The sequence below is a fragment of the Arthrobacter sp. 18067 genome, from assembly GCF_902706295.1.
Classification (GTDB): Bacteria; Actinomycetota; Actinomycetes; order Actinomycetales; family Micrococcaceae; genus Arthrobacter.
The window spans coordinates 159838-183001 of the sequence record NZ_CACSJJ010000003.1; the positions used below are offsets into that span (position 1 = coordinate 159838).

At 61.4% G+C, this 23164-nt stretch carries 16 protein-coding genes; 8 read left to right on the forward strand and 8 right to left on the reverse strand.

Translation table 11 applies throughout. From position 1 onward, the window contains the following. Positions 1-5916: 5916 nt before the first annotated feature. From trxA to GVL04_RS04880, 5 genes are all read right to left on the reverse strand, one after another. Positions 5917-6243, reverse strand: a complete 327-nt coding sequence (gene trxA / locus GVL04_RS04860; RefSeq protein ID WP_159700375.1) for a thioredoxin — start codon at positions 6241-6243, stop codon at positions 5917-5919. A 34-nt stretch (positions 6244-6277) separates the two neighbouring features. Continuing rightward, positions 6278-7234 (reverse strand): thioredoxin-disulfide reductase, encoded by a 957-nt coding sequence (gene trxB, locus GVL04_RS04865; RefSeq protein ID WP_159700378.1) that lies wholly within the window; start codon positions 7232-7234, stop codon positions 6278-6280. Positions 7235-7435: 201 nt separating this feature from the next. Further along, entirely contained in the window at positions 7436-9127 is a 1692-nt protein-coding gene (locus GVL04_RS04870) for an ABC transporter substrate-binding protein (RefSeq protein WP_159700381.1), read from the reverse strand. 141 nt (positions 9128-9268) lie between these two features. Further along, the gene (murJ, locus tag GVL04_RS04875; RefSeq protein WP_159700384.1) at positions 9269-11281 is read right to left on the reverse strand and encodes a murein biosynthesis integral membrane protein MurJ; all 2013 of its coding nucleotides are present in this window, start codon (positions 11279-11281) and stop codon (positions 9269-9271) included. A gap of 26 nt (positions 11282-11307) precedes the next feature. After that, positions 11308-11811, reverse strand: a complete 504-nt coding sequence (locus tag GVL04_RS04880; RefSeq protein ID WP_026541026.1) for an NUDIX hydrolase — start codon at positions 11809-11811, stop codon at positions 11308-11310. Between the two features lie 196 nt (positions 11812-12007). On the opposite strand from GVL04_RS04880, the gene GVL04_RS04885 reads away from it, so the two are divergent. The 5 genes from GVL04_RS04885 to GVL04_RS04900 all read left to right on the forward strand — a co-directional run bounded on the left by GVL04_RS04885 (position 12008) and on the right by GVL04_RS04900 (position 17951). Beyond that, positions 12008-13477, forward strand: coding sequence for a CCA tRNA nucleotidyltransferase (locus tag GVL04_RS04885; RefSeq protein WP_159700387.1), 1470 nt, complete (start codon positions 12008-12010; stop codon positions 13475-13477). Next, the gene (locus tag GVL04_RS04890; RefSeq protein WP_159700390.1) at positions 13474-14055 is read left to right on the forward strand and encodes a histidine phosphatase family protein; all 582 of its coding nucleotides are present in this window, start codon (positions 13474-13476) and stop codon (positions 14053-14055) included. Before GVL04_RS04885 ends, GVL04_RS04890 begins: the two co-directional genes overlap by 4 nt. A gap of 613 nt (positions 14056-14668) precedes the next feature. Next, complete coding sequence (locus GVL04_RS24475; RefSeq protein ID WP_200846745.1) at positions 14669-14809, forward strand: hypothetical protein; 141 nt, start codon at positions 14669-14671, stop codon at positions 14807-14809. Between the two features lie 187 nt (positions 14810-14996). Beyond that, positions 14997-16499 (forward strand): glycosyltransferase family 87 protein, encoded by a 1503-nt coding sequence (locus tag GVL04_RS04895; RefSeq protein ID WP_159700393.1) that lies wholly within the window; start codon positions 14997-14999, stop codon positions 16497-16499. Positions 16500-16505: 6 nt separating this feature from the next. Further along, entirely contained in the window at positions 16506-17951 is a 1446-nt protein-coding gene (locus GVL04_RS04900) for an NAD(P)/FAD-dependent oxidoreductase (protein ID WP_159700396.1), read from the forward strand. A 6-nt stretch (positions 17952-17957) separates the two neighbouring features. On the opposite strand, the gene GVL04_RS04905 is transcribed toward GVL04_RS04900, so the two are convergent. Continuing rightward, positions 17958-18563: an NAD(P)-dependent oxidoreductase gene (locus GVL04_RS04905; RefSeq protein WP_159700399.1), complete on the reverse strand. Its 606-nt coding sequence runs from the start codon at positions 18561-18563 to the stop codon at positions 17958-17960. A gap of 94 nt (positions 18564-18657) precedes the next feature. On the opposite strand from GVL04_RS04905, the gene GVL04_RS04910 reads away from it, so the two are divergent. Continuing rightward, a complete protein-coding gene (locus tag GVL04_RS04910) occupies positions 18658-19056 on the forward strand; it encodes a helix-turn-helix domain-containing protein (RefSeq protein WP_159700402.1) in 399 nt (132 codons plus the stop codon). On the opposite strand, the gene GVL04_RS04915 is transcribed toward GVL04_RS04910, so the two are convergent. Together GVL04_RS04915 and GVL04_RS04920 are read right to left on the reverse strand one after the other, a co-directional pair. After that, positions 19053-19805, reverse strand: a complete 753-nt coding sequence (locus GVL04_RS04915; RefSeq protein ID WP_159700405.1) for an ABC transporter ATP-binding protein — start codon at positions 19803-19805, stop codon at positions 19053-19055. The genes GVL04_RS04910 and GVL04_RS04915 overlap by 4 nt on opposite strands. Positions 19806-19829: 24 nt before the next feature. Continuing rightward, positions 19830-20909 carry an ABC transporter permease gene (locus GVL04_RS04920; protein WP_200846746.1) on the reverse strand — a complete coding sequence of 360 codons (1080 nt, stop codon included), beginning with the start codon at positions 20907-20909 and terminating at the stop codon, positions 19830-19832. A gap of 195 nt (positions 20910-21104) precedes the next feature. Between GVL04_RS04920 and GVL04_RS04925 the strand changes: the two genes are divergently transcribed. Then, positions 21105-22382 carry a sensor histidine kinase gene (locus GVL04_RS04925; protein WP_159700411.1) on the forward strand — a complete coding sequence of 426 codons (1278 nt, stop codon included), beginning with the start codon at positions 21105-21107 and terminating at the stop codon, positions 22380-22382. Beyond that, complete coding sequence (locus GVL04_RS04930) at positions 22379-23035, forward strand: response regulator transcription factor (RefSeq protein ID WP_159700414.1); 657 nt, start codon at positions 22379-22381, stop codon at positions 23033-23035. The genes GVL04_RS04925 and GVL04_RS04930 overlap by 4 nt, the downstream gene beginning before the upstream one ends. Positions 23036-23164: the final 129 nt, after the last annotated feature.

A 23164-nucleotide genomic window follows, 5' to 3' on the forward strand; every position in this document is an offset into this window, starting at 1 on the left:
CCGGTTGAGGTGAACCATCAAACCGTCCTGTTTGCGCGTAGGATCGCCAGCTGGCTGGTTTGTACCGCGTCCAGGGCCGAGGTGCTGCACTCTGAACCACGTGATGAGAGACATGGGGCCTATGTGTTCGCTTATTCACAAAGCGGACAGGCACGAGAGTACCTTGCGGAATACCCTTGATTCTGGCGTCTTCACCCACGGTGCAGTTGTTGGAGGGAGAGCGCATCGTAGAAGGATTTCCCTTTGCGCGCGAACAGCGCTTTTCTTAACGAAAATGCAATGCGATCCATATCATTGCGCAAGGGTGGTTGGCTTGGGCCATGCAGGGCCCTCTCGCTGGTATCCACTGCGGCGAATGGAGCTGTCCCCCTGATGTTTCACGTGAAACTGTTGCGGGCAATCACTGGTTGCCATAATCTCGTCACCAGATAGCGGTATCGTGATGAGTTCTGGGCCCCAGGTGGGACAAGTACCACCAGCACCACGGTCTCCAATGCTGAACCTCTGGTGGTGGCGGCGGCGGAGTGGGTCCTGGGGAGGGCCACGGTTTTGTACGCTTGTGAGGCTATTGCGCCCATTCCCTAACTGTTCGGCACTACATTTGGGTGAGGTCAAGAAGGCAGGAAGCTCTGTGCTGGGTGGATGCTGCCCAGACGGTCGGGATTGGATGCTTGTTCTGCAAGTACCGGTAGCCGATGTATAGCAATGTCGATACTTCCGCCTCTGAGTACCGTTTTCGTGAGCTCTAGCCGAGTACCTGACTGAGGGTCACCCTGCCTGCGTGCGCCGTATGTGAATGAGGTCGATGTTTCACGTGAAACAGTGCCTCCACTCGTCGCGTAGGTGCCATCACCGGGCGTTATCTAACCCATCACGGAGCGTTGGAGCCTGGAGGGTTTGTGTTCGATCAGAAGAATTTGGTGGAACACGAGGGAGCTTTGTCGTTGATCCTCGGACAGAGCATCGTGGAGCGTCTCAGTGATCGTCCTGACACTTCACGTTTGGGCCTGGTTTGCTCAAGATGTGCCGATGAACTCGGCGTCGTCGATGTTTCACGTGAAACAGGCAGCCGACATGTCTGTGTATGAAACCTTATGAGGGATTCTTGCCTATTCACGGGAATCTGTAATCATCGGTTGGTAGTCGAGGTCCGTAGTGAGACGTACCGGTACTATTTGGGATGGTCAGCTCTGTGCATTGCCACCATGCTGGACCGCTCCCCTGTCTGTTAGGCACGAGGGCCAGTGGGGAGCAGCGCGATCTCGGGTCACCTCAACTCGGGTTGGTTCCGTAGATGAGGTCCCATGTATGGGTTGCCCTCCAGGTTCCGACAGTAGGGCGGCACGGGCTCAAGCGGCGCATCTGGCGGGTCACCGAATATTGCAGAGACTTTACCGCTGTGCCAACCAGCGCGAATTACATCTGTTCGACATTCAACGGACTGACTGCGGTCAGCGCTTCTCGGCTGAATGGCAGTGGATGAAGAAGATGCCCCAACGAAGCCTCCGGGGTCCGACTGTGGCAGCCACATTTGTCGTGTTGCCGGTCTGTGCGCCGACACTAGACGTTGTCCGCTGGTACTGGGCCTGATCGCGATCGCGGCACGCCGTGCGCCCTGCTAAAGGCCTAGTGGAAGCTGTGTCAGGAGAGAGTGGGACGTCGACGCCCGAGTGGGTACACTCCTCGGACCCTCCTGGCTGGGGTGATGCCGTCCTTCCGATGAGGGGCAAGATGGAGATGACTTCAGCTTAGGCTAACCCCTTTGCTGGCCCGGGTTAATCCAGTGGAGGACCACGGACAGATGCCATGGCCCACCTAGCTGTCTTCGGGGACTTCACCACCTGCTGAGGACCCCAGTATGTGTTTGCACTTGAAGGGAGCCACCGCGCATTCGATGTGGCGGCAACAGTATGCCACTTCTGGCGAAGTCGTCAGGGACTGGCTTCGCTGCGTGTTCCGCGCGCCGTGGATGGCTGTCCGTACTTAGTTGTGACGGCCATCTGAGTGACACTGGTTTGGTGACTTTGGGGCGTCACGGCTTTTGGTGTCCTCAAAGGTGGTTGTGACACCACTAGCCCGCCTCAGTCACTGCAGCATGACTCTGGCTACCATACCTAAGACTCGGGGGCATAATAGGCCTCCCTTGCAAGGATGCACACTCGCGGACGAGTAGTCCGTCGGAGCGCAACAGTGACGAACGTTGAGAGATGACAACCCGGCGTCCAACGCTCAGCAACGGGCTTGCCGGTACGCATAGCAGAGGACCGCTCTCAGAATGGTCCGATGTCGTTCGTGCGGGCACAGCTCCCTCTCCTGCTCACTGTGTCTCGCATAAGAGCATGTGCCTCTCTGCGCTAGCAGAGGGAAGATTTGGACTGAGCAGTGTCGTCTCCCTTATGCTCCCAAGTTGCTATATGTTTCACGTGAAACCGACGGCTGCCTAAGCGTCCTGCCAGCAGACCATACGATCGTCACGACTGTGCATATTGCGGTGGATATCCCTGTGGATAACAATGGGGATAACTCTGTGAGTAAGTTGCCGAATTTCTCCGAGCCTGGGAGGGTCATTTGGCCTGTACGACAGTTCTCGCCTCGTTCCTATCCGTTGATGAGGACGCTGTGTATGAGGCGGACCTCGCAGCCCGGGTCTACGGGCCTAAGTGACTGTGTTTAACACCATATTCCTCTGATTTTGAGCTACTTTCAGTCAGGGTCCGCCAAGACGCTACAGCGGTCCCCTGCGGTGCTTCCAGCCGGCAAGTTCGGAAGCGCCATCATCGAATCACCGGTGATGGCCAAGGGCACTGTGAACAACATCATGGGCAGTGGATAAGCCTGTGGATAAGATTGTGCACAACTTTGGTATCGGGGTAGGTGGAACGGTGGACAACCGTGGGCCTAGACACGCGTTTCAGTCGCCACGGCCCCAAGGTCTGGTTCTCTCTGACCTCCTTATCCCGTTTTCGGGAAGTTGGTTTGGTGTTTGGGTTCCGCACGACGATGTGCCTGCGTTGAACTGCTGTGACCACTCTGCCGACCGACTGAGGTCCTAGTGGCAAAGTCAAGGCAAGTAGGCGGTACGGAGTTAGGCGACAGTCCCCATCGAGGACATGCAGTCATCCGATGTCTCGGACAGTTGTCCACGATGGATGACTACACCAGAGACTACCCATCCCGGCGTCCCAGTGGTTTGCCATGGGCACCGTGTGTTGGGGGCATGCACTGTGTCTTGTAGGGCGTTTGCCGCACGCGCTGGCATTGTCAGTGTTGCGCCCTATCTGTGAGGCGTCCTGCAGCTGCGCGCGAAGCGATGTGCTTGCCCATCTCCCCGGGCCGTGGTGGGCGCTGAGGATCGCCCAGTTCAACTCAGCTCGGGGACTGTGACTTTGAGTTGCGGACATGGTTGAACCTTGGAGAGAACGCGGACAATTGATCCTTGGCCGTGAGTTGGATCGCGTACATACCGTCTCCGTCTGCGGGAGGCTTCACAGTGGGTTCGACCTGGGGGCTGCATTGTTTCACGTGAAACGGGGCCGACCCAGATGGATCCGCGTTTCACGTGAAACATCGCAGGTTCAAGTGAACATCGATGCGAATGTCCGGTGGTGTGGGTACTTGGGCGTGGGAGCGGCGATGAGCTCGCCCACGTGGTTGGCCTAGAGATGCCCCACCGCAGACAGTCTAAGCTGCTACCGCCTTTCCTAGGGACAGCTGGGTGGGCTGCATGCATGCGCGCGCTGGCCCTGCCCCCAGTCCTACAGTCCGTGGCGACTTGTACGTCCAGTCCACCTTCTGCGTCGTCACCTGTGGGGTGAGGGGTTCGATTTGGGAAGCGGTGTGGCGCCGATGGTTGGAGGGGCTACGTGCAGCTCAATCGTTTCAGTCCTGGCTGGTCAGCCACGCCCGTCGGATCTTCGTATTTGCGATGGATACGCAACGGGACTCGATGGACCTGACAGTACCAGCATGGTGGACGCTGGCAGCCTCTTAGCTGTGAAGAGGATCGCTTTGTGCTAGCTGACTTCAGCACCCAAATACTGAAGAATCATAAGTGTTTCCTGGGGAGGCCAAATACGAACGCACCTGCCGAGGGAAGGTTAGGAGTGTTTCACGTGAAACACGACTAGTCCCGAACCGGAGAGTTGAATCCGAGTGTCATAGCGAGCTGCAGACAGGGCACGGCGACGAAACAATGACTCCAGAAGGACTCGCACTCGAAAGGTGGGTGGACTCTGGTTTCGAACTTGATCTGCTTGCGGATAAGTCGAAGCCGGCTGGGTGAGCGCAATGCATCGCGCTCGGTCGCAGGAGTGCACACATCGACGTGTGATCTGTTCGGAGTCCGTGGCCTCTATCCCCTATTGCAGCCCCTCACCAATGTCGATCTCACCTTCCCCTTGGCTATCCCGGGCCTCGTGATGGCGCATTGATGGCGTGCGTTGCACCCGGAAGAGCGCGACGAGGCAATCCCAAGGGAATGGGACTGCGCTCGTTTCCTCAAATCTCTGTTCTCAGTGTGGTTTACAGGCCGCCGAGTGTTTGAGTCACATGGGAGCTCGTACAAACATTGACCCTCGGTCCCTTTGATGGCGATGAATGTCGTGGCTCTCAGAAGTCTTCGGGCTGGCCCAATGGCGGACAGAATCGTCTCGCACCTGCAGCCGGCAGCATAAGCATCAGGCCCCTACGAGAGGTTGAAATAGAAGGTGTCCGGCTGAGCTCAGCTTGGTTCCGAGTCTGAGTACGGGCAGCTATTTTGCTCCGCGCAACTGCGTCACTGCAGAAGGTGGTGTGCGCAAACACTCTTGAACTGAGGTGTAGCGCATTCAAAGGTAAGTCGCGGTTGGCCAGGATGAGTGTTTCACGTGAAACACTCACGCATTGGATTCGATTCTCGCCCGGCAATTCAGGTTTCGTGCGGCATCGACCACGCGTAACCGTAGGTTCGCAAACAGTTCCGGGAGCGGTCACCGGGATACGCGACGGGATCCAGAAGTAGTTCCCGGCAACATCAAAGGGGGCGGTCCCCCAAACCTGGCTTTGCAAACAAGAGCCGCCGAATGAGGCGCCTACGGAAATCGGTTTTGAGTAACAAGTTCGCTACAACCCTTTTCGGTCGAGACGGGGATCGAATTCCTCTTACTGCAGCTCATTGATCGACCGTTGCTATTGGTGCTTGGCGTAGCCCTCCGTGCCATTGCACTGCCGTTTTCGCTTGCATCTCTCGGATCGCCATGAACAGAACAGGGCGATTCGGACCTCCGGAGTAGCCTCTACTTTGGCGACTTCTGGCCCCCACAGAACTAAAAGTGGTTCGCCGGGTTTCGTGCGCGAATCTACAGGGCTATGATCGCGTTCCCCTCATCCCCATAAGACCTTGGCCGCTGGCACCACTTCTGCTATCCGGGTCGCATCTGGTATCGATCATTCTAATCAGCAGCCAGTTCCCCCCGAACCAAGGTCACGGATCCGTGGCTGCGCAGAGCCGTACCGGAGTCGACATATTGCATAACGGCTCAGGCGCAGGTGTGTTTGCTCGGATTAGCGGGTCAAATGTTAGACCGCCTGAGAATTACGGCCCTGTCCTTGACCGCACTGCAGACCGACGGAAGTACTCACAACCAGCCCGGAACTTGTGCCTCACATTGCTTGAAGGAAAGGGATGTGAGTGAGGGTTTGGTGGGTGGGCCCGGTTGGTGAGAGAGGGTTTGGTGGGTCGGCGGATTCCGGCCTACCCCAGGTAGGGAGAACTGAAAAGCGCCAAAGTACCGAAAATGAAGCCTTCCACGGCAACTGACCCCGGAAAAGTGACCGTATTAGGTTCACTATGCCGAAAATAACAGAAAACCGGCGGTTCCCGCCCCCGTCAGGAGTGGCAACCGCCGGCTTTCGATAAATCAGGATCAGGAATTGACCCTAGGACAGGACGTCCGCAAATTCCTTCTCGAAGAACTGCTTCGGCTTGGCGCCGATGACAGTGCTCTTAACTTCTCCCCCGCTGAACAGGTACACGGCCGGGATGGACGTGATGCCGTACTCGGCCGCGATGCCGGGGTTGTCGTCGACGTTGAGTTTTACGACGTCAACCTTCTCGCTGTATTCAACGGAAATCTCGTCGAGGATGGGGCCAAGCTTGCGGCAGGGGCCGCACCACTCTGCCCAGAAGTCCACGATGACTGGCTTCTCGGAAGCCAGGACATCCGTGCTGAAGCTTGCGTCAGTTACGTCTTTTGCGTTGCTCATAACTTTTCCCTTCGTATGGTTGCTTGGATGCAGCTTAGGAGTTCAGGTCTGCGAGGTAGTGCTCAACATCGAGGGCAGCCACACAACCGGAGCCCGAAGCCGTGATGGCCTGGCGGTAGGTGGGATCGATGACGTCGCCTGCGGCGAACACACCCTTAATGTTGGTCCGGGAGCTGCGACCCTCCACAGCGATGGTCCCCTCGGGCGTCAGGTCAATCTTGCCCTTGATGAGGTCCGTGCGGGGATCGTTTCCGATCGCCACGAACACGCCGGTGACTGCCAATTCCGACTCGGTACCGTCGACAAGGTTCTTCAGCTTCAGACCGGTGACCTTGTCGCCACCCAAAACGTCCTCAACGGCCGTGTTCCAGACGAAGTTGATCTTCTCGTGTGCCTGGGCGCGGTCGCCCATGATCTTGGAAGCCTTGAGCGTATCGCGGCGGTGGACCACTGTGACAGACTTTGCGAACTTGGTGAGGAACAGTGCTTCCTCCATAGCGGAGTCGCCACCGCCGATGACCGCGATGTCCTGATCTTTGAAGAAGAAACCGTCGCAGGTTGCACACCAGCTAACGCCGTGGCCTGAGAGACGCTTTTCGTTGGCCAAGCCGAGCTCGCGATAGGCCGAACCTGTGGACAGGATGATGGCCTTCGCCTGGAAGGTCTCCCCCGTTCCGATGGTCACAGTCTTGATGTCGCCGTCGAGATCGAGTTCAGTGACGTCCTCGAACTGGATCTCGGTGCCGAATCGCGCGGCCTGCTTTTCGAAGTTCTCCATGAGGTCCGGACCCATGATGCCCTCGGGGAAGCCGGGGTAGTTCTCTACGTCCGTGGTGTTCATCAGTTCGCCACCAGCGGTGACTGAACCGGCAATGAGCAGAGGCTTCATGTTGGCACGGGCGGTGTAAACAGCGGCTGTGTAGCCAGCTGGGCCTGAACCTACGATGATGACGTCACGCACCTGCGATGCGCTGTTTTCTGCAATGCTCACGTGGCGTGAACCTCTTCCTTAGTCGATGCTGCGGCTTTCGGGGCAGCCACCTGACTCAACCCCGGTTACGCCCCAAATATTCCGTTGGAGTTGGGGACCTAAAAGCCACCATCATTCAGGGTACCGTCTGGGGACACGGCAAATCGAAGTGGGGACTCCCGTGACTGGGAGCCCCCACTGTGCGAGACAAAGAGAAACGAACTACTGAACAGTTACCTCAGCCAGGCGCAGGCCGAATCCGAAACGGGTCTTCGGTGCAGCCAGCTTGGGGAGCGTTTTGATATCCACGATGACGTACTGCGTTTGCGTGGGCGCCGCCAGGGGCATGGTCAACTCCGGGGACGTGAAGCTGTTGGTGCCTACCAGCTTGGCACCGTCCATGGCCGGCCTGTCGTTGGTGTAAACATTTATGCTGCCGCCGGATCCACCCAACTGGTTCAACACAACGGACTTGACCTCAGTCTTTTCCTTGAGCTCAATAACCAGCGGCATGTTGGTGACGAGTCCACCCCAGTCGGCCGTGGCAAACTCCATGTCTGACCAGTAGCTTGCTGCGTTGCCGTCAAAAGCCCTTGTGAGGTCCTTGTCATACTCTGCGGCGAAGGGGAAGTCACCAAGACGAGTAATCCCAGCAATGGCAGGCGGTACGGCCGGAGGCGCAGTCTCCGAAGGCGTTGGTTCCTCGGATTGCGTGCTGTTGGTCTGGGGCGCAGACGTGTTCTGCGTGGCTGCGGGCGCACCGCTGGGAAGGAGGCTGCCCAGGTTGGTGACAGCGAGGACAAGTCCCACGATCAACACGGCAGCCAGCAAGCCGCCGACGAGCCAGCGGAGCGAACGGGGCTCCTTCTCTGGAACGTCGTCCTCGTAGACTTCCTCGTCGTCGTAGTCTTCCTGGACAGCGGCAGACGCCGGGAAACTGGTGGGGGCACGGTCGTAAGCGGAGTCTGAGGTACCTCGCGCAGCGGCCGCGGCGCCACCAACAGCGCCACCACCAGCAGCACCGGCAGCACCGGCACCTCCCCCGGCAAAGCCGTAGTCCTCTTCGGACCACAGGGAAACCTTGGGCTCAGCCGGTTCACGTGCCGGTGCCGGCTGTGCAGTGACGGCCTGTGTTGGCGGCTGGGCCGGCGCGACAGGAGCAGACGGAGCCGGCTGGGATGTGACGGCCTGAGTGGGCGGCTGAGCCTGAATACCGGGGGTAGCCGCGCCAGCACTGGACGCAGCAGCACCCGAGCCGGCAGCTGCACCGGCGTCGTGATTCTTGGAAGCCGAGTTCTTCAGCGCGGCGAGTCCGGCTGCTCCGGCACCCGCGGCAGCAGCAAGCTTGCCGGCAATGCCGCTCTTGGACGACGACGGGCTGGAAGAAGGCATGGGAGGCACGTTGCCGGCCTGGGAGCCGGTGGCGTCCTGCTGGGTGTCGTCCTCGGATGGGATGGGGTAGCCGTTTTCGTCGTACTGGATGTACTCGGCGTCGTGCTCATCGTCCTCGTACAGGCCGTCGTACGTTTCGGGCTCGTAGGTGCGAGCCTGGCCGAAGATCTCACTGCCGAGCGTCTCCGTGAAGAAGGGTTCGATGTACGGCGGGTTGGTGGCAACCACCAGATCCAGCAAATCAGGCGCGGTGCTGTGGTTGGTGATGAGGTACGTGGTGTTGTCGCTGACGCCAAGGTCCAGGATTTGGACATGGCCAGGGCGCTCCCCCGTGGCGACTTCACGGGCGCTCTGCGCTACCTGTTCAGCGTTTCCGGGACCGGCGACAAGGATGCTCACGGGACGGTTGAGGACCTGGTCCACGCCGTCGAGCACCTGATCTTGGTCATGCGAGGTCAACACATTGGCCGTGACCTTGTAGCGGCCGCCAAGTACTGATCCGACGTCGATCGGGTGGGACACGTGTTCCTCCTAGGCTGTCCGGGAGCTGCGGGTCCTGCACGCGGCCGGCCCGGCGAGCCGGTTCAACCGCTTTTGCAACTACCTGTATTCGTTTTCTAGCCTAGCCGATTGATGCCCGCCGCCCATGTTGGCGGCACCGGCTCACTTCCGGTGGTTTCCGCGCGTTGGGAAGTAGGGATTGCGTCCGGCGTCCCCTTGATATGTGCGTCGACCCGGCAACGGGACCTGCGGCCTGAACTTGCCGCCCCGGGCCGTGCTGGGCGCGTCCTCTTCCGGCAAGTAGGTTTTCGGCGCGTCCGGAGCCTCCGTACTGGGCACCGGAGCAACGCGTTCGACAGCAGGGCCGGCCCGGTAGGACGTCGCGTCGAACTCGCCCGAGATGCGCGGAATCAAACCGGTGTCGTCCGAGACCGTGGCGCGCGCCGCCGTCGTGGGTTCTGCGACCTCCCCGGAAACCGGCGCCGGTGCACCACGGCCCAAACGCCCCATGAGCGGTCGGAGGAGGTCACGAAGCTCGGTGACGTGGAAGACGCGTAACAGGACCAAATAGGCGAGCAGCATGACGGGCCCGACGACGACGACGGTTACCAGAGCGGCCGGGCGGCTGCTCCACGCGAAGCCGTCGGCGCGGTAGCTGCCAAGGAGCCACAGCGCAGCAGCACCGGCCAACGCGGAACCCAAGCCCGCGTAGCCCATGCGGATGTACGAATTGGCGATGCGGGGGCCGTCCAGGTGACCCAGCATGCGGCGCAGGAACACCACGCTGATCACCACGGAAAGAATGTTTCCCAAGGTGTAGAGGATCGCGATTGCGTAGATGATCTGGCCGACGGGGAGGAATTGGATGAAGAACGCGCCCACCACGTAAATGACGGCCAACCAAAGCTGGACGTACAAGGGCGTGCGGGCGTCCTCGTTGGCGTAAAACACGCGCGACATCATGAAGTTGGCGCTCAGGAACGGCGTGCTGAGGGCCAGGATGGTGAGCGTCTGGGCCAGCATGACGCCATCCTGCTTTTCGCCACCGGAGAAGAACATGCCCAGCGGACCCGCCAGCGCGAACAATGCCAAGGCACCGAAAACCGTGGCAACGGCCATGGTGCGAAGGCCGTGGGACAGGGCATCGCGCAGCTCGCCCTTGTTGCCGTCCTGGGACGCGCGTGTCATGCGATTAAAGAGGACGGTCGCCAGGGACAACGCGATGATCGAGTGCGGCAGCAGGTACAGCTGGCTCGCGACTTCGAGGACGGCGTTACCGGGCAGGACAGCCGCGGCAACAGTATTCCCTGCATTGCTCAGGCGGAGGCGTTCAGCACCGGGAATGGTGGCGATCCTCATGACGTACAGGAACGCCAACTGCCCGACGGCGGCAGTCGCCAGCGTCCAGACACTCAGCTTGGCGGCCTGGCCGAGCCCAACCCCGCGCCAACCGAAGCGCGGACGCAGGCCAAGGCGCAGCCGGAAGACAGGAATAAGGAGGATGGCCGTCTGGGCGATCACGCCGAAGGTAGAGAATCCGGCAATCAGGAATGTCTGTGTGGGCCCCCAGTTGTCCACGGTGTGTGGGTTGGTGATGTTTGCGCCCAGGATCCAGATGAACATACCCAGGCCCGCGATGGCCACCAGGTTGTTCAGGATGGGAGCCCACATGGCCGGGCCGAACGCGCCGTGGGCGTTCAGCACCTGGGTGAGCATGGCGTAGAGCCCGTAGAAGAAGATCTGTGGGAGGCACCAGAAAGCGAACGTTACGGCCAGGGCCTTTTGTTGCTCGGAATAACCCTGGGTGGTGAGGTCAATGACCAGTGGCGCCGCGAGCGTCACCAGGGCTGTCAACGCCAGCAGGACCAGCACGGCCAGGGTCAAGAGTCGGCTGATGTAGTCCGCGCCGCGGTCCGGGGCCTTGCTGGCTTTGATGATTTGGGGAACAAGGACGGCATTGAAAACGCCGCCCGCTACCAACAGGAAGATCAGGTTGGGCAGGTTGTTGGCGTTGATGAACGTGTCATTGACCGTGGAACCCAAGCCAAGGGCGGCGCCGAGCATCCACGTTTTTGCGAAGCCAAGGAACCGGGAAACGAGCGTTCCTGCGGCCATGATGGCGCTGGAACGTGCTTCTCCGGATTGAACGGACTGGGTGGTTTTGGCTTCAGACATCGCCTTTATCGTCCCACGTACCCAGGTCAGAGGTGTTCTGGCAGCACTTCCCGTGCCAGATCGGCGATGCGGCGTTCGTTCGGGAAGGACAATTTGCGGGCCAATTCCTGGATGGGAACCCACGCGGCGTCCACGGCTTCCTGGTCAGGGTCATTCTCGATGGTCAGCTCGCCGCCCGTCGCCTGGAGCAGGAAATGGTGCACGGTTTTATGGACGCGATGGCCGCTCACGGTGAACCAGTAATCGATGCTGCCCAAGGGTGCCAGAATGCTGCCTTCGATGCCGGTTTCCTCGGCGATCTCGCGAACGGCAGCTTCCTCATTGTTCTCTCGACCCTCAGGGTGGCCCTTCGGCAGGCACCATTCAAGCCGGCCACCCCTATTAAGGCGGGCGATGATCGCAACCCGGAGTTCGCCGTCGGACGTGTCTACTACAACGCCGCCGGCCGACACTTCCTCCACTGTGGGAAGCGAGGCCTGGACCGGGTGCTGCTGGGCAGGCGCGACGTGCGCACCGATTGCCGACGGCAACGGTGCGTTTGTCCTCCTGCCAGGAGCGCTCGGGATCGGGTTGGCCATGTGGTCCACTCTAACGACTCTTGCCCCGGAGTGATGACCGGGACATGGCCACAAGATGGACTGCAGGAGACGCTCCGCGGACGCATGCCTGATTTCGCATGGAACAGTGGCCCACTGCTGCGCAAAAATCTGCCAAGCTTAAGGAACTATGGCGCACGTATTGGACAGCTCTTCTGTTAACTTCACCATCGATCCGGTGGTGCTCGACCTCGGGCAGCGCTTTGTCGATGCCGGCTATGAGCTGTCCCTGGTCGGTGGACCCGTGCGCGACCTCTTCTTGGGGAGGACATCCCCGGACCTCGACTTCACCACCGACGCGACACCGGACCAGACCATTGCCGTCATCAAGAAGTGGGCGGACAACTTCTGGGAAATCGGCCGCGCCTTCGGCACGATCGGGATGAAAAAGAGTGGTTTCCAGATCGAGATCACCACCTACCGCGCTGAGGCCTACGACGCCGATTCACGCAAGCCGGTGGTGGCGTTCGGCAACTCACTGACCGACGACCTCCTTCGCCGCGACTTCACCATCAACGCCATGGCGCTGCGGCTGCCCAGCCTGGAGCTGGTGGACCCCTTCGGCGGCGTCCGCGACCTTCACGCCTCCGAGCTCGCCACGCCGGGCGCCCCCGAGTCCTCCTTCTCGGACGATCCCCTGCGCATGATGCGCGCGGCGCGTTTCGCTTCCCAGCTCGGCGTGTCGGTTCACGACGACGTCCGGCTCGCGATGTCGCAGATGGCGGACCGCATCAAGATCATTTCCGCGGAGCGCGTCCGCGAAGAGCTGGTCAAGCTCATTAACGGAGCGCACCCGCGCGTGGGCATAGACCTCCTGGTGGACACGGGGCTCGCTGAGTTCGTCCTGCCCGAAGTCTCCGCCTTGCGCCTGGAAGCTGACGAGCACCACCGCCACAAGGACGTGTACCAGCACTCGCTGCAGGTTCTGGAGCAGGCCGCCGCACTGGAAACAGGCCCTGACGGTCCCGTGCCCGGCCCCGACTTTGTGCTGCGGTTCGCGGCATTGATGCACGACGTCGGCAAGCCGGCTACGCGCCGTTTCGAACCGGGCGGCGCGGTCAGCTTCCGCCACCACGACGTTGTGGGGTCCAAGCTGACGGCAAAACGGATGAAGGCGCTGCGTTTCGACAACGAGTCGATCAAAGCCGTGTCCCGCCTCGTCGAACTGCATATGCGGTTTTATGGCTACGGCGATGCCGGCTGGAGCGATTCGGCGGTCCGCCGCTACGTGACCGACGCCGGTCCCCTGCTCGAACGCCTGCACCGCCTCACCCGATCCGACGTCACCACGCGTAACCAGCGCAAGGCCGACCGTCTGTCCTTCGCCTACGATGACCTTGAGCATCGCATTTCCGCGCTCTTGGAGCAGGAATCGCTGGCGGCCGTCCGGCCTGACCTCGATGGAGCGCAGATCATGGCACTCCTGGGGCTCAAGCCCGGACCCGTAGTTGGCAAGGCCTACAAGTTCCTTCTCGAAGAACGCATGGAACACGGACCACTCTCCCCGGAGGAAGCCGAGCAGAAACTCTTGGCTTGGTGGGAAGCGCAACCCGAGTCCGCCGTCGTCGAGCCTTTGACCGAAACTGAGGAGCCCTCATGAACGCTGCGACTTCCCCACGTCCGCAACTCTGGATCCTTCGCCACGGCGAGACGGAATGGTCCAAGAGCGGCCAGTACACCGGCCTGACGGATCTCCCCCTCACTGTTGAGGGTGAGCAGCAGGCCGTCGAGGCTCGCAAGGTCCTGGAAGGCATCGACTTCGACCTCGTCCTGACCTCGCCGCTGCGCCGCGCCCGCCGCACCGCGGAACTGGCAGGCTACCCGGAGGCCGTCCATGAGCCGCTGGCCGTGGAATGGAACTACGGCGACTACGAGGGCATCAGCTCCGACCTCATCCGCAAGGACAACCCGGATTACCTCATCTGGACCGACGGCGTGCCCAACGGCGAAGCACTGGACGAGGTTGCTGCCCGTGCCGACAAGATCATCGGGCGCGTCCTGGAATCCGGAATGGACAATGTCCTTGTGGTTGCGCACGGTCATTTCTCCCGCATCCTGACCGCCCGCTGGCTGGAAATGGATGCCCGCGAAGGCCGTCATTTCATTCTTGGGACGGCCAAGGTCTGCACGCTTGGTTGGGATAAGCGCACACCGGCAATTGTGCGCTGGGGCCTCTAAAGAACGAATTTAGAAAAACTTTTGGCAAATTAGCGAATTGCACTGGTCAAACTCCATCTTGATGGGGTAGCTTATATCTTGTTCCCAGAGCGACCCGCCGGGAACCAGGCGCGCATTCTCCGGTCAGTCAGCCGGGACAATGCCACAGCAGGCTGTAATGGCCGGAAAAAGGAGGTTGGGAAAATGATTACTTTGACTAGCGGACGGAAGTTGACCGTCACTGCTACCCCGGCCTCTGCTGATGATCGACGCCACTTTTGCTCTCTGACCCACTCCTGAACCATCCGGACCGGCCCTGATGCCGGCGGATTTTCATGGTCGGCCACTCTACGTGGTTGGCCTTCTGAGTAGTCAGTTGTAGGCGCGGACCCACGCAGCATGCCGCGGGTGCGCAGTTTCCCCAAAGTTCGGAACCAGCTTCTTGTTGGGTCGACTGCCGGAAGCACGCGCAATTGTGCACGACGATTCGGGGCTTCCCGATTCGGTCCGCTTAATCCCCTTTATTAGCCTCGGCTTTTTGTGCCCTTTTTAGGTCTTGATTTCTCTTGAATTCAATTGGCTTTAATTGCTGTGCCCAAATTCCGGAGCATACTCTCCCGAAAGGAGGTGAACCATGCTAAAGCGCCCCGAAGAAATGCGCTTCTACAAGAGCAGCGATGCTCCCAAGGACCGCACCCTGTTCAACGGCCAGCTCCTCGACCAACGTCGTGAAGATGTCTACGTTGTCCTGCACCAAATGGGACTCATCCGTTGATGTCCTGAGCGACCCCGAAGGGAGTTCAGATGCAACACATTCATGCTGAACCTCAAGGAGCCCACGCGGCTACGCGTGGGCTCCCCCCATTTAAACGGCTTTAACGGCGCTTCTTACAGGCCTTGATGCGGGCGCTGCACTGCTGCGGGTGATGCTGCACATCAAGGCATGACTGTAAGCTCGATCCATGCAGGAGACGAAGCCGCACCGGCAGCAAAAACGTGCCCGCTTTGTGGTTCCCAGCCGCAGCGACTCCCTGCTTCGGAACTTCACGGAGCTTATCGGCGGCCCCTTGGGGAAGCACTCGTCTCCGGGGACGGTCTCCTCCGGCCCGTTCACTGTTGAACGGGTCCTCATTATCCTCACCGTGATTGCCGCGGTGCTCGCCGTGCTCGCCAAGGATTATTGCCGCGTCAATGGCTGGCAAACTCCTGGCCAGTTCTACGCCACCTGCTACTCCGACTTCCCCGAGCTCTTCAAGAACCGCGGCTTGGGCGACGGCGTGTTCCCCTTCTTCACCCAAGGCAGCCTGTTCGAATACCCCGTCCTGATGGGGATCATCGCGGGCATCACCGCCTTGTTGGTTCCCGGCCAAGGCGTGGGCAATGAAAGGATTCTGGGTTACTTCGACATCAACGCCACGCTGATCGTGGCGGTCTGGATCGTCACGGTCCTTTTGACGGCACGTATCAACAAGCGACGCCCTTGGGACGCCGCCATGGTGGCAGTCGCACCAGGGATCATCCTGGCCGGATTTATCAACTGGGACATGTGGGCCGTTGGCTTGCTTGCCCTGGGGATGTACTTCTTCTCGCGGGACAAGCTGGTCCTTGCCGGCGTGTGCATCGGACTGGGCACGGCGACCAAGCTGTACCCGGTGCTGATACTCGGTGCCGTGCTGGTGCTGGCGCTGCGCAGTGGCAAGCTCCGGGCCTTCTGGATCACCGCCGGCTCAGCCCTGGCTTCCTGGCTGGCAGTGAACCTGCCGATCGCCGCGCTGAATCCCTCTGGCTGGCGGTACTTCTTCGAATTCACCCAGGAACGTCCCGCGGGTTACAGCTCGCCATGGTTCGCCTACAACCTTGTGGCCGACCGGGTTCAGTGGACGCAGATGAATGCTGCGACCATCAACTCGCTGGCCCTGTACCTGTTCATAGTGGCCTGTGCCCTCATTGGTGCCTTGGCGTTGAGTGCCCCCCGGCGGCCCCGGATCGCCCAGCTGGTTTTCCTGATTGTTGCCGCGTTCATCCTCACCAACAAGGTGTACTCACCACAGTTTGTTATTTGGCTCATCCCTCTCCTGGCTCTTTCCCGGCCCAAGTGGCGTGACTTCCTCATCTGGCAGGCCGCCGAGGGGCTGCACTGGGCCGCCATCTGGATGTACTTGGGCCAAGCGACCAGTGGAGGCTCCGTCCAGCACAACATAGATATGTCCTACTACGTCCTGGCAGTTGGTCTGCACATGGTTGCTACCGCCTACCTGATGGCACGAGTCGTCATGGACATTTGGGATCCGGCCCAGGACCCGCTGCGCATTCATGACGAGGATGACCCTCACGGCGGGCCCTTCAACGGAGCAAAGGACTGGCTGAGAATCGACCTCTTCCACCCCGCGCGGTCCGTGTTTCCATGGCAGCCCGGTACTGCTGTGAATACCGACGATTCCAAGCAGCCAATCGAGCGGAGGTAAACAGCGATGGCTGATGTCGCCGTCGTCGGGGCTGGCCCCAACGGTCTGGCTGCCGCAGTAGTCATGGCCCGCGCAGGCCTGGACGTGCATCTCTATGAGGCCGCTGACGTGATCGGCGGCGGTTCGCGCACCAGCGAGCTGATCGAACCGGGCTACGTGTACGACGTCTGTTCGGCCGTTCATCCCATGGCCCTGGCGTCACCGTTCTTCCGTGCATTTGAGCTATCCCGCCGCATAGACCTCCGCCTCCCCGAGGTCCAGCACGGTACTCCCCTGGACTCCGGCGGGGCAGCGTTGGCGTATCAATCCCTGGAGCGGACGGTCCTCGAGTTGGGCGTAGACGGTCCGGCTTACGGACGGCTGCTGGAGCCTTTGCTGGCCCGGGTGAATGGCGTGGTGGACTTTACCTCCAACCAACTGCTGAGGGTCCCGAAAGACCCTTTGGCGGCCATAATGTTCGGACTCGCCACCCTGGACCAAGGCACACCTCTCTGGGGGCGCCGCTTCCGGGAAGATGCCGCTCCGGCGTTGCTGACCGGCGTAATGTCGCACGCCCTTGGTTCGCAGCCGTCGCTGAGCTCAACCGGGGCCGGACTTCTGCTCAGCGTCCTGGCCCATGCAGGCGGCTGGCCAATACCTGTTGGTGGTTCAATGTCCATTGCAGCGGCCATGGCAGATGACCTGACGGCCCACGGCGGAACCATCCACGTAGGAGAACGAGTCGATTCACTGGACCAGGTCCGGCCAGCGAAAGCCATTGTGTTGGATGTCGCTCCGCCTACGCTGGCCAGGCTTGGCGGAACAGAAGTACCCGACCGATACCGGCACGCACTGGAAACATTCCGATTCGGGAATGCAGCGTGCAAAGTGGACTTTATCCTGTCGGGCCCCGTTCCCTGGCTGGACCCTGGCCTGGCGACGGCGGGAACGGTCCATGTGGGCGGGTCGCGGCTTGCCATGGCCGAATCCGAGAACCTGGTGGCCTTGGGCAAGCACCCCTCGGAGCCCTACGTCCTGGTGTCCCAGCCCTCCGTGGTGGACCCGACCCGGGCACCGGAAGGGCGCCATGTCCTGTGGTCCTACTGCCATGTGCCTGCCAATTCCACGGTGGACATGGCAGAAGCCGTTACCGCCCGCATCGAACGGTACGCGCCGGGCTTCCGGGACACTGTGGTTGCTTCACAAACCACGACGGCGGCAGAACTGTCGGCGTACAACGAGAACTACGTTGGGGGCGACTTCAGCGCCGGGATCCTGGATCTGCGTGGGCTGGTACAACGGCCAGTGGTTTCCAACGTGCCGTGGAGGACTCCGATTCCGGGCGTGTATCTCTGTTCGTCGTCGACACCGCCCGGACCCGGTGTGACAGGAATGCCCGGGTACCACGCGGCAAAACATGCCCTCAAGGACATATTCAGGATGCGGGTACCCGGGCTGGGTCTGGGTCTCTAACCTGCGTTAGTTGGTGGCCGTGAAACGGGCGCGACGGTGGGCCGGGCTTTCGATCTCGTCCAGCATGGCTACGGCGTAGTCCTGCGAGGAGATGCTGTTGCCCGCCGGTGAATCCTTGGCGACGTTGTATGCCCCGGTGCGCTCACCCGGCTGGATCACCGGTGCCGGAGCCAGGACGGTCCAGTCGATGTTCTCCGGGGTCTGCTTGACGGCTTCGAAGGCCTTGGCTGCGGTGGTGGCCTCAGCCTTGTACGCCTCCGGGAAGTCCGGAGAATCGAGCAAGCGGACACCATCGATTTCCAGGGTTCCGGCACCGCCGACGATCATGAGGCGGGTTCCTTCGGCGTTGCTGTAAGCGGCAGCCATGGCGTCGAGCCATTCTCCGTGGTCGCCGCCGGTGCGGCTGGGGCCCGTAGCCAACACAACGACGTCGTGATTCTTTGCAATGGAGGCGAACGCCTGGCCATCAGCCAGATCCGCGGCCTGCGCGGCGGCACCCGGCACTTCTGCGCCCTTCCGGGAGATGGCCGTGACCTGGTGGCCGCGGGTGAGGGACTCGTTGACGATCTGGCTGCCGACCATGCCAGTTGCGCCGTAAACTGCGATTTTCATTGCTCTCCTTGGGTTGGTATCCTCGAATAAGTCAAAGGTATCCAATGGATACTGATAGCTTCAAAGGAACCTAGTTACCTCAGGGATACTCACAATGGAACCGAAAGACCTCCCGGCCAACATCCTGGACCCCAACTGCCCGTCCCGCGTGATCTTCCAGCGCATCGGTGACAAATGGGCGTCCCTGGTGATCCAGGTACTCGGCGATGGGCCGGTGCGTTTCTCCGAGCTTCGCAAGATGGTCAGCGTGGTCACTCCTAAAGTCCTGACGCAAACTCTCCGGGCGCTGGAACGCGACGGGCTCATCACCCGGACCGTTCACGCCCAAGTACCGCCGCGGGTGGATTACGAACTGACGGCAGTGGGTGAGTCGTTGCTGCAACCCCTGTCCATGCTTCGCGAGTGGGCGGAGAGCCACGTCCCCACCATCCTTGAGGCCCGCGACGCCTACGACGACGCCCAGGACGAAGCCCTCCTCGGCTCTTCCAACTAGGGACAGCTCTTGCAGTAATGAGGCTCCGTAGCAACGTTTGCTGTCCCCTGGTTGGGCTGGGCGGAGGGGACGAGTGCGCGGCTGATCCGCCCGTCCCGCATGGTCGCGACAGCATCCGTCAGTGGCAGGAATTCGGTGTCGTGCGTGACCATCACCGTGGCCGTGTGGAACTCATCGGTGACGCTGCGCAAAAGCCGGACAATCGACTCGCTCCGTTCGTGATCGAGCGCTGCGGTCGGCTCGTCCACGAGCAGGACAGTGGGGCTGCCCATGAGGGCCCGGGCAATATTCACCCTCTGACGTTGACCGCCGGACAACTGATGGGGTCGCTTGTGCGCGGCCCCGGACAGGCCTACGACCTCCAGCAGCTCAACCGCCTTACGACGCGACTCCTTCAACGGATTGCCGCGCAGATGCTCGCGGATGAGTAGCTGCTCGACGGCGGTCAGCGCAGGCAGCAGGTTCGGTTGCTGGAAGATGATTCCCACCTTGTCCCGGCGCAGCGCCGTTCGTTCGGCCTCCTTGAGCGCGGAGACGTCCTGCCCATCGATAACGACCAGCCCCGCAGTGGCCTTGACGAGGGTGGCGGCAACAGCGAGCAGCGAGGACTTGCCGGATCCGGAAGGGCCTACCAGGGACAGGAACTCCCCTTGCTGCACGGAGAGATCCACGGCGTCCAGGGCCTTGAGGGTGGAGCCGCCGTCGGGATATTCGAGGGATATGTTGACGAGGTTGAGAGCGGTAGTCATTGTGTATGCCTTTCCAGGAAAGTATTAGTTGCCGCCGAGGGCAAGTAGCGGGTCAACCTTGGTGACATTGCGAACGGCGAGGACGGCGCCGGCCAGGCCAAGGATGACGATCCCGATAACCGGCACCAATGTGGTGAGGGGAGTGATCAGGAACGGAGCGGCCTGGGCCGCGAAGAGCCCCCCGGCGAGGCCAATGGCACCACCCACTGCGGCGCCCGCCAGCAGGACCATGGCTGCCTGCGCCAAAGCATCCTTCAATACGTACGCGGAGGACGCACCGAGCGCCTTGAGCACTGCGATGTCGCGCGTCCTCTGCACCGTCCAGACCGTCAAGAAGGCCACGATGACCAGCGCGGAAATTCCGTAGAGAAATGCCTGCATGAGCATGAGTGATCCGTTTTCACTCTTGTAGGAGGCCAACGCCTGGAAGGAACCCACAGGATCCATGCTCACCGTGCCGGCCGCCGCATTGGCGGCATCGAGATCCAAGGAAGTGCCGGCGTCGTGCGTCACGGCCAGGACCGTGGCAGTGCCTGGCGCCGCGTGCGCGATGGATCGCCAGGTGTCCAGCGTGGTCCAGACGACGCCAGTGTGTGAATACCACTGGTCCTCTACAACCGCAGATACGGTCAGATCGGTGCCGCCAACCCGCACTCGGCTGCCGGTATCCAAGGACAGGTCCTTGGCCAGGGACTCGCCGACCACGACGGTCCCGTCCTCCACAGGGGATGGCGCCAAGGACCCGCCAAAGACTGCAACGTTTGCTGTGCCGCTCGGGCTACCGCCGTCGCTTACGGGCTGAAGCCGGGATTGGCTGATTCCCACTGCTTGAGCGGAAGTGACGCCCGGCTGTTCCCGCCACGCCTCGAGCTGCCGGCCGGAGACTTCCGACTCGGTATAGGACGCCTTGGGCTCACCGCCTGCGGGCGCGCCGAACACGATCTGCTGAACGGGCAAGGCGGCAATGGCCGACGTCGACTGGTTGCCCAAGCCTGCCGTCAGCCCGGAAAGCATGACGAGCAGCAAGGTGATCAGGGCGACGACGCTGCCCATGAGCGCGAAGCGACCCTTGGCAAAACGGATATCGCGGATGGCGAGAAACATCAGAGTCCTTTGCTTGATTGCGGGCTTGATCCCGGCTCTTTCCACTCTTCCGGCGATGGGGCGCCGGGACATCGTGAGGTGGATGGATTGGGGCGATCCGAGGGGTTGAGCACGCGATCATCCGAATGGTTGATTCACGCGTCGGGACGCCGAATCCGGGCCTTGCAAGGGAGTACCGGGGATACGCTGGGAGGCATGCAGTCCACCGGTGCCGCCACCATCCTTCGTGTCCTGCGCGTCTGCCTGCACGTGGGTTTCGCAGTTCTCCTGCTGGTTGCGATTGCGCGTTTGCTGACCGGTGTCGGAGCTGCCGGGGCGCCTTCTCCCGTGGCTGTGGTGGCTGGACTGGGCTTGTCCGCCCTGCTGGCCCTCGTTTACCTCGCCGGAACCATCCTGGAGAAGCGACACTCAGGCGATGCCGACCGGTTCGACCCCACTCCGTATGCGCGGTGGTGGCTGGGCGTGGTGATGCTGCTCTGGTTGCTGCTTCTGCTGGTCAGCAGCGACTTCGCGTGGGTGGCCTTTCCCCTGTTCTTCCTGCAGCTTCACCTGCTGCCCCGACGCTTGTCTTTGCCTGCCATTGCGCTCAGCACGGCACTGTTGGTTGGTGCTTTATGGTTCCATAGCCGGGGTTCGGCCGACGGCGGATTGCAGCTCGCGATGGTCCTGGGACCGGTGTTCGGGGCGGGCTTCGCAGTGGTTACCGGGCTGGCGTATCGAGCATTGTTCCTGGAGGCCGAGAATCAACGCGTTGTGGCCGACGATCTCCGGCGTACGCGCGCTGAACTCGCCCAAACCCAGCACGACGCCGGCATGCTGGCTGAGCGTGAACGGCTGGCCCGCGAAATCCACGACACACTGGCGCAAGGGTTCTCCAGCATCATCCTGATGGGCAGGTCCGCGGAGAAGGCCCTGGATGACGGGGACACGCAGGCGGCCAAGGCGCGGCTCCGGATTGTCCAGGACACTGCGTCCGCCAACTTGGCGGAAGCCCGCAGCTTTGTCCGCGGCCTGCGCTCTCCGGATCTTGAGCAGTCCGGGCTTGTGGACACCCTGCGCCGGCTGTGTGAGAAAACGGAGACCGAGGCCGCTGCCCGCGGAACCGCGCTGCGTTGCCGTTTCGAGTTGGTGGGTACGCCTGTAGAGCTGCCCAACACGTACCAGACCACCCTGCTCCGGGCCGCCCAGGCCTCCCTCGCGAACGTGTGGGCGCACGCCCACGCACGTGCCGCCGTCGTGACCTTGTCCTTTCTTGGCGCCGAGGTGACACTGGATGTTTTCGACGACGGCATAGGTTTCGAGCCGTCGACGGCGGTCGGTACAGCCCGTGGCGACGGCACCGGCGTCGGACTTGAGAGTTTGCGCGAGCGGTTGGCCGCGCTGGCGGGCAGCCTGGAGATCGAGTCGGCTCCGGGCGAAGGAACCGTGGTGGCCATTCGGGTACCGCTGCCGGTAGATGAAGGTGTTGCATGAGTGAAATCCGGGTCCTCTTGGTGGACGACCATCCCGTGGTCCGGGCCGGGCTCCGTGCGATGCTGGCCGAATTCCCGGGCGTCACCGTGGTGGCCGAAGCTGCAGATGGTGACGCGGCGTTGCTTGAACTTCGTAAGCTGCACGCACTAGGCGAGCCCGTGGACCTGGTCCTTATGGACCTGCGGATGGGGAGCGGCATGGATGGGGTCACGGCCACCGGGAAGATCAAAGCGGGTGAGGCCGGGACTCCCCCGCCGCCCGTGCTGATTCTGACCACCTACGACACCGACGCCGACATCCTCGCCGCTGTGGAGGCCGGCGCAAGTGGCTACATGTTGAAGGACGCACCCCCGGAGCAGATCCGGCAGGCGGTGCTGTCGGCAGCCGCCGGTCAGACAGCGCTGGCACCTGAGGTTGCGGCACGGCTTATGGGGCGGATCCGCAATCCTGCCCCGGCGTTGAGCGCCCGGGAAGTCCAGTTACTGGAGCTCCTCGCCACAGGCATGAGCAACCGTGCAATGGCCAAGCAACTCTTCATTTCCGAGGCAACGGTGAAGACGCACCTGGTTCACATTTACGCCAAGCTCGGGGTGGACAACCGCACGGCGGCCATCGCCGTTGCGACGCAGCGCAGGATCATCCGCGGGCACTGATTCCCGCCGCTCTGCCTCGCCCCCCTCACCCATCTGAGTCGCATTTGTGCGCGTTACGAGCCCTCAAAACGCACACAAATGCGACCCAGTTGGGTGCCAATTTTGGTTAAACGGTTGACCTTTGGCCTT

What these genes read in the sequence shown, in the direction of transcription:
- GVL04_RS04915 (WP_159700405.1), bottom strand. Translation starts at nt 19,805, where the DNA reads ATGACTACCGCTCTCAACCTCGTCAACATATCCCTCGAATATCCCGAC.
- GVL04_RS04930 (WP_159700414.1), top strand. Translation starts at nt 22,379, where the DNA reads ATGAGTGAAATCCGGGTCCTCTTGGTGGACGACCATCCCGTGGTCCGG.
- GVL04_RS04900 (WP_159700396.1), top strand. Translation starts at nt 16,506, where the DNA reads ATGGCTGATGTCGCCGTCGTCGGGGCTGGCCCCAACGGTCTGGCTGCC.
- GVL04_RS04925 (WP_159700411.1), top strand. Translation starts at nt 21,105, where the DNA reads ATGCAGTCCACCGGTGCCGCCACCATCCTTCGTGTCCTGCGCGTCTGC.
- GVL04_RS04905 (WP_159700399.1), bottom strand. Translation starts at nt 18,563, where the DNA reads ATGAAAATCGCAGTTTACGGCGCAACTGGCATGGTCGGCAGCCAGATC.
- GVL04_RS24475 (WP_200846745.1), top strand. Translation starts at nt 14,669, where the DNA reads ATGCTAAAGCGCCCCGAAGAAATGCGCTTCTACAAGAGCAGCGATGCT.
- murJ (WP_159700384.1), bottom strand. Translation starts at nt 11,281, where the DNA reads ATGTCTGAAGCCAAAACCACCCAGTCCGTTCAATCCGGAGAAGCACGT.
- trxA (WP_159700375.1), bottom strand. Translation starts at nt 6,243, where the DNA reads ATGAGCAACGCAAAAGACGTAACTGACGCAAGCTTCAGCACGGATGTC.
- GVL04_RS04920 (WP_200846746.1), bottom strand. Translation starts at nt 20,909, where the DNA reads ATGTTTCTCGCCATCCGCGATATCCGTTTTGCCAAGGGTCGCTTCGCG.
- GVL04_RS04890 (WP_159700390.1), top strand. Translation starts at nt 13,474, where the DNA reads ATGAACGCTGCGACTTCCCCACGTCCGCAACTCTGGATCCTTCGCCAC.
- GVL04_RS04910 (WP_159700402.1), top strand. Translation starts at nt 18,658, where the DNA reads ATGGAACCGAAAGACCTCCCGGCCAACATCCTGGACCCCAACTGCCCG.
- GVL04_RS04885 (WP_159700387.1), top strand. Translation starts at nt 12,008, where the DNA reads ATGGCGCACGTATTGGACAGCTCTTCTGTTAACTTCACCATCGATCCG.
- GVL04_RS04895 (WP_159700393.1), top strand. Translation starts at nt 14,997, where the DNA reads ATGCAGGAGACGAAGCCGCACCGGCAGCAAAAACGTGCCCGCTTTGTG.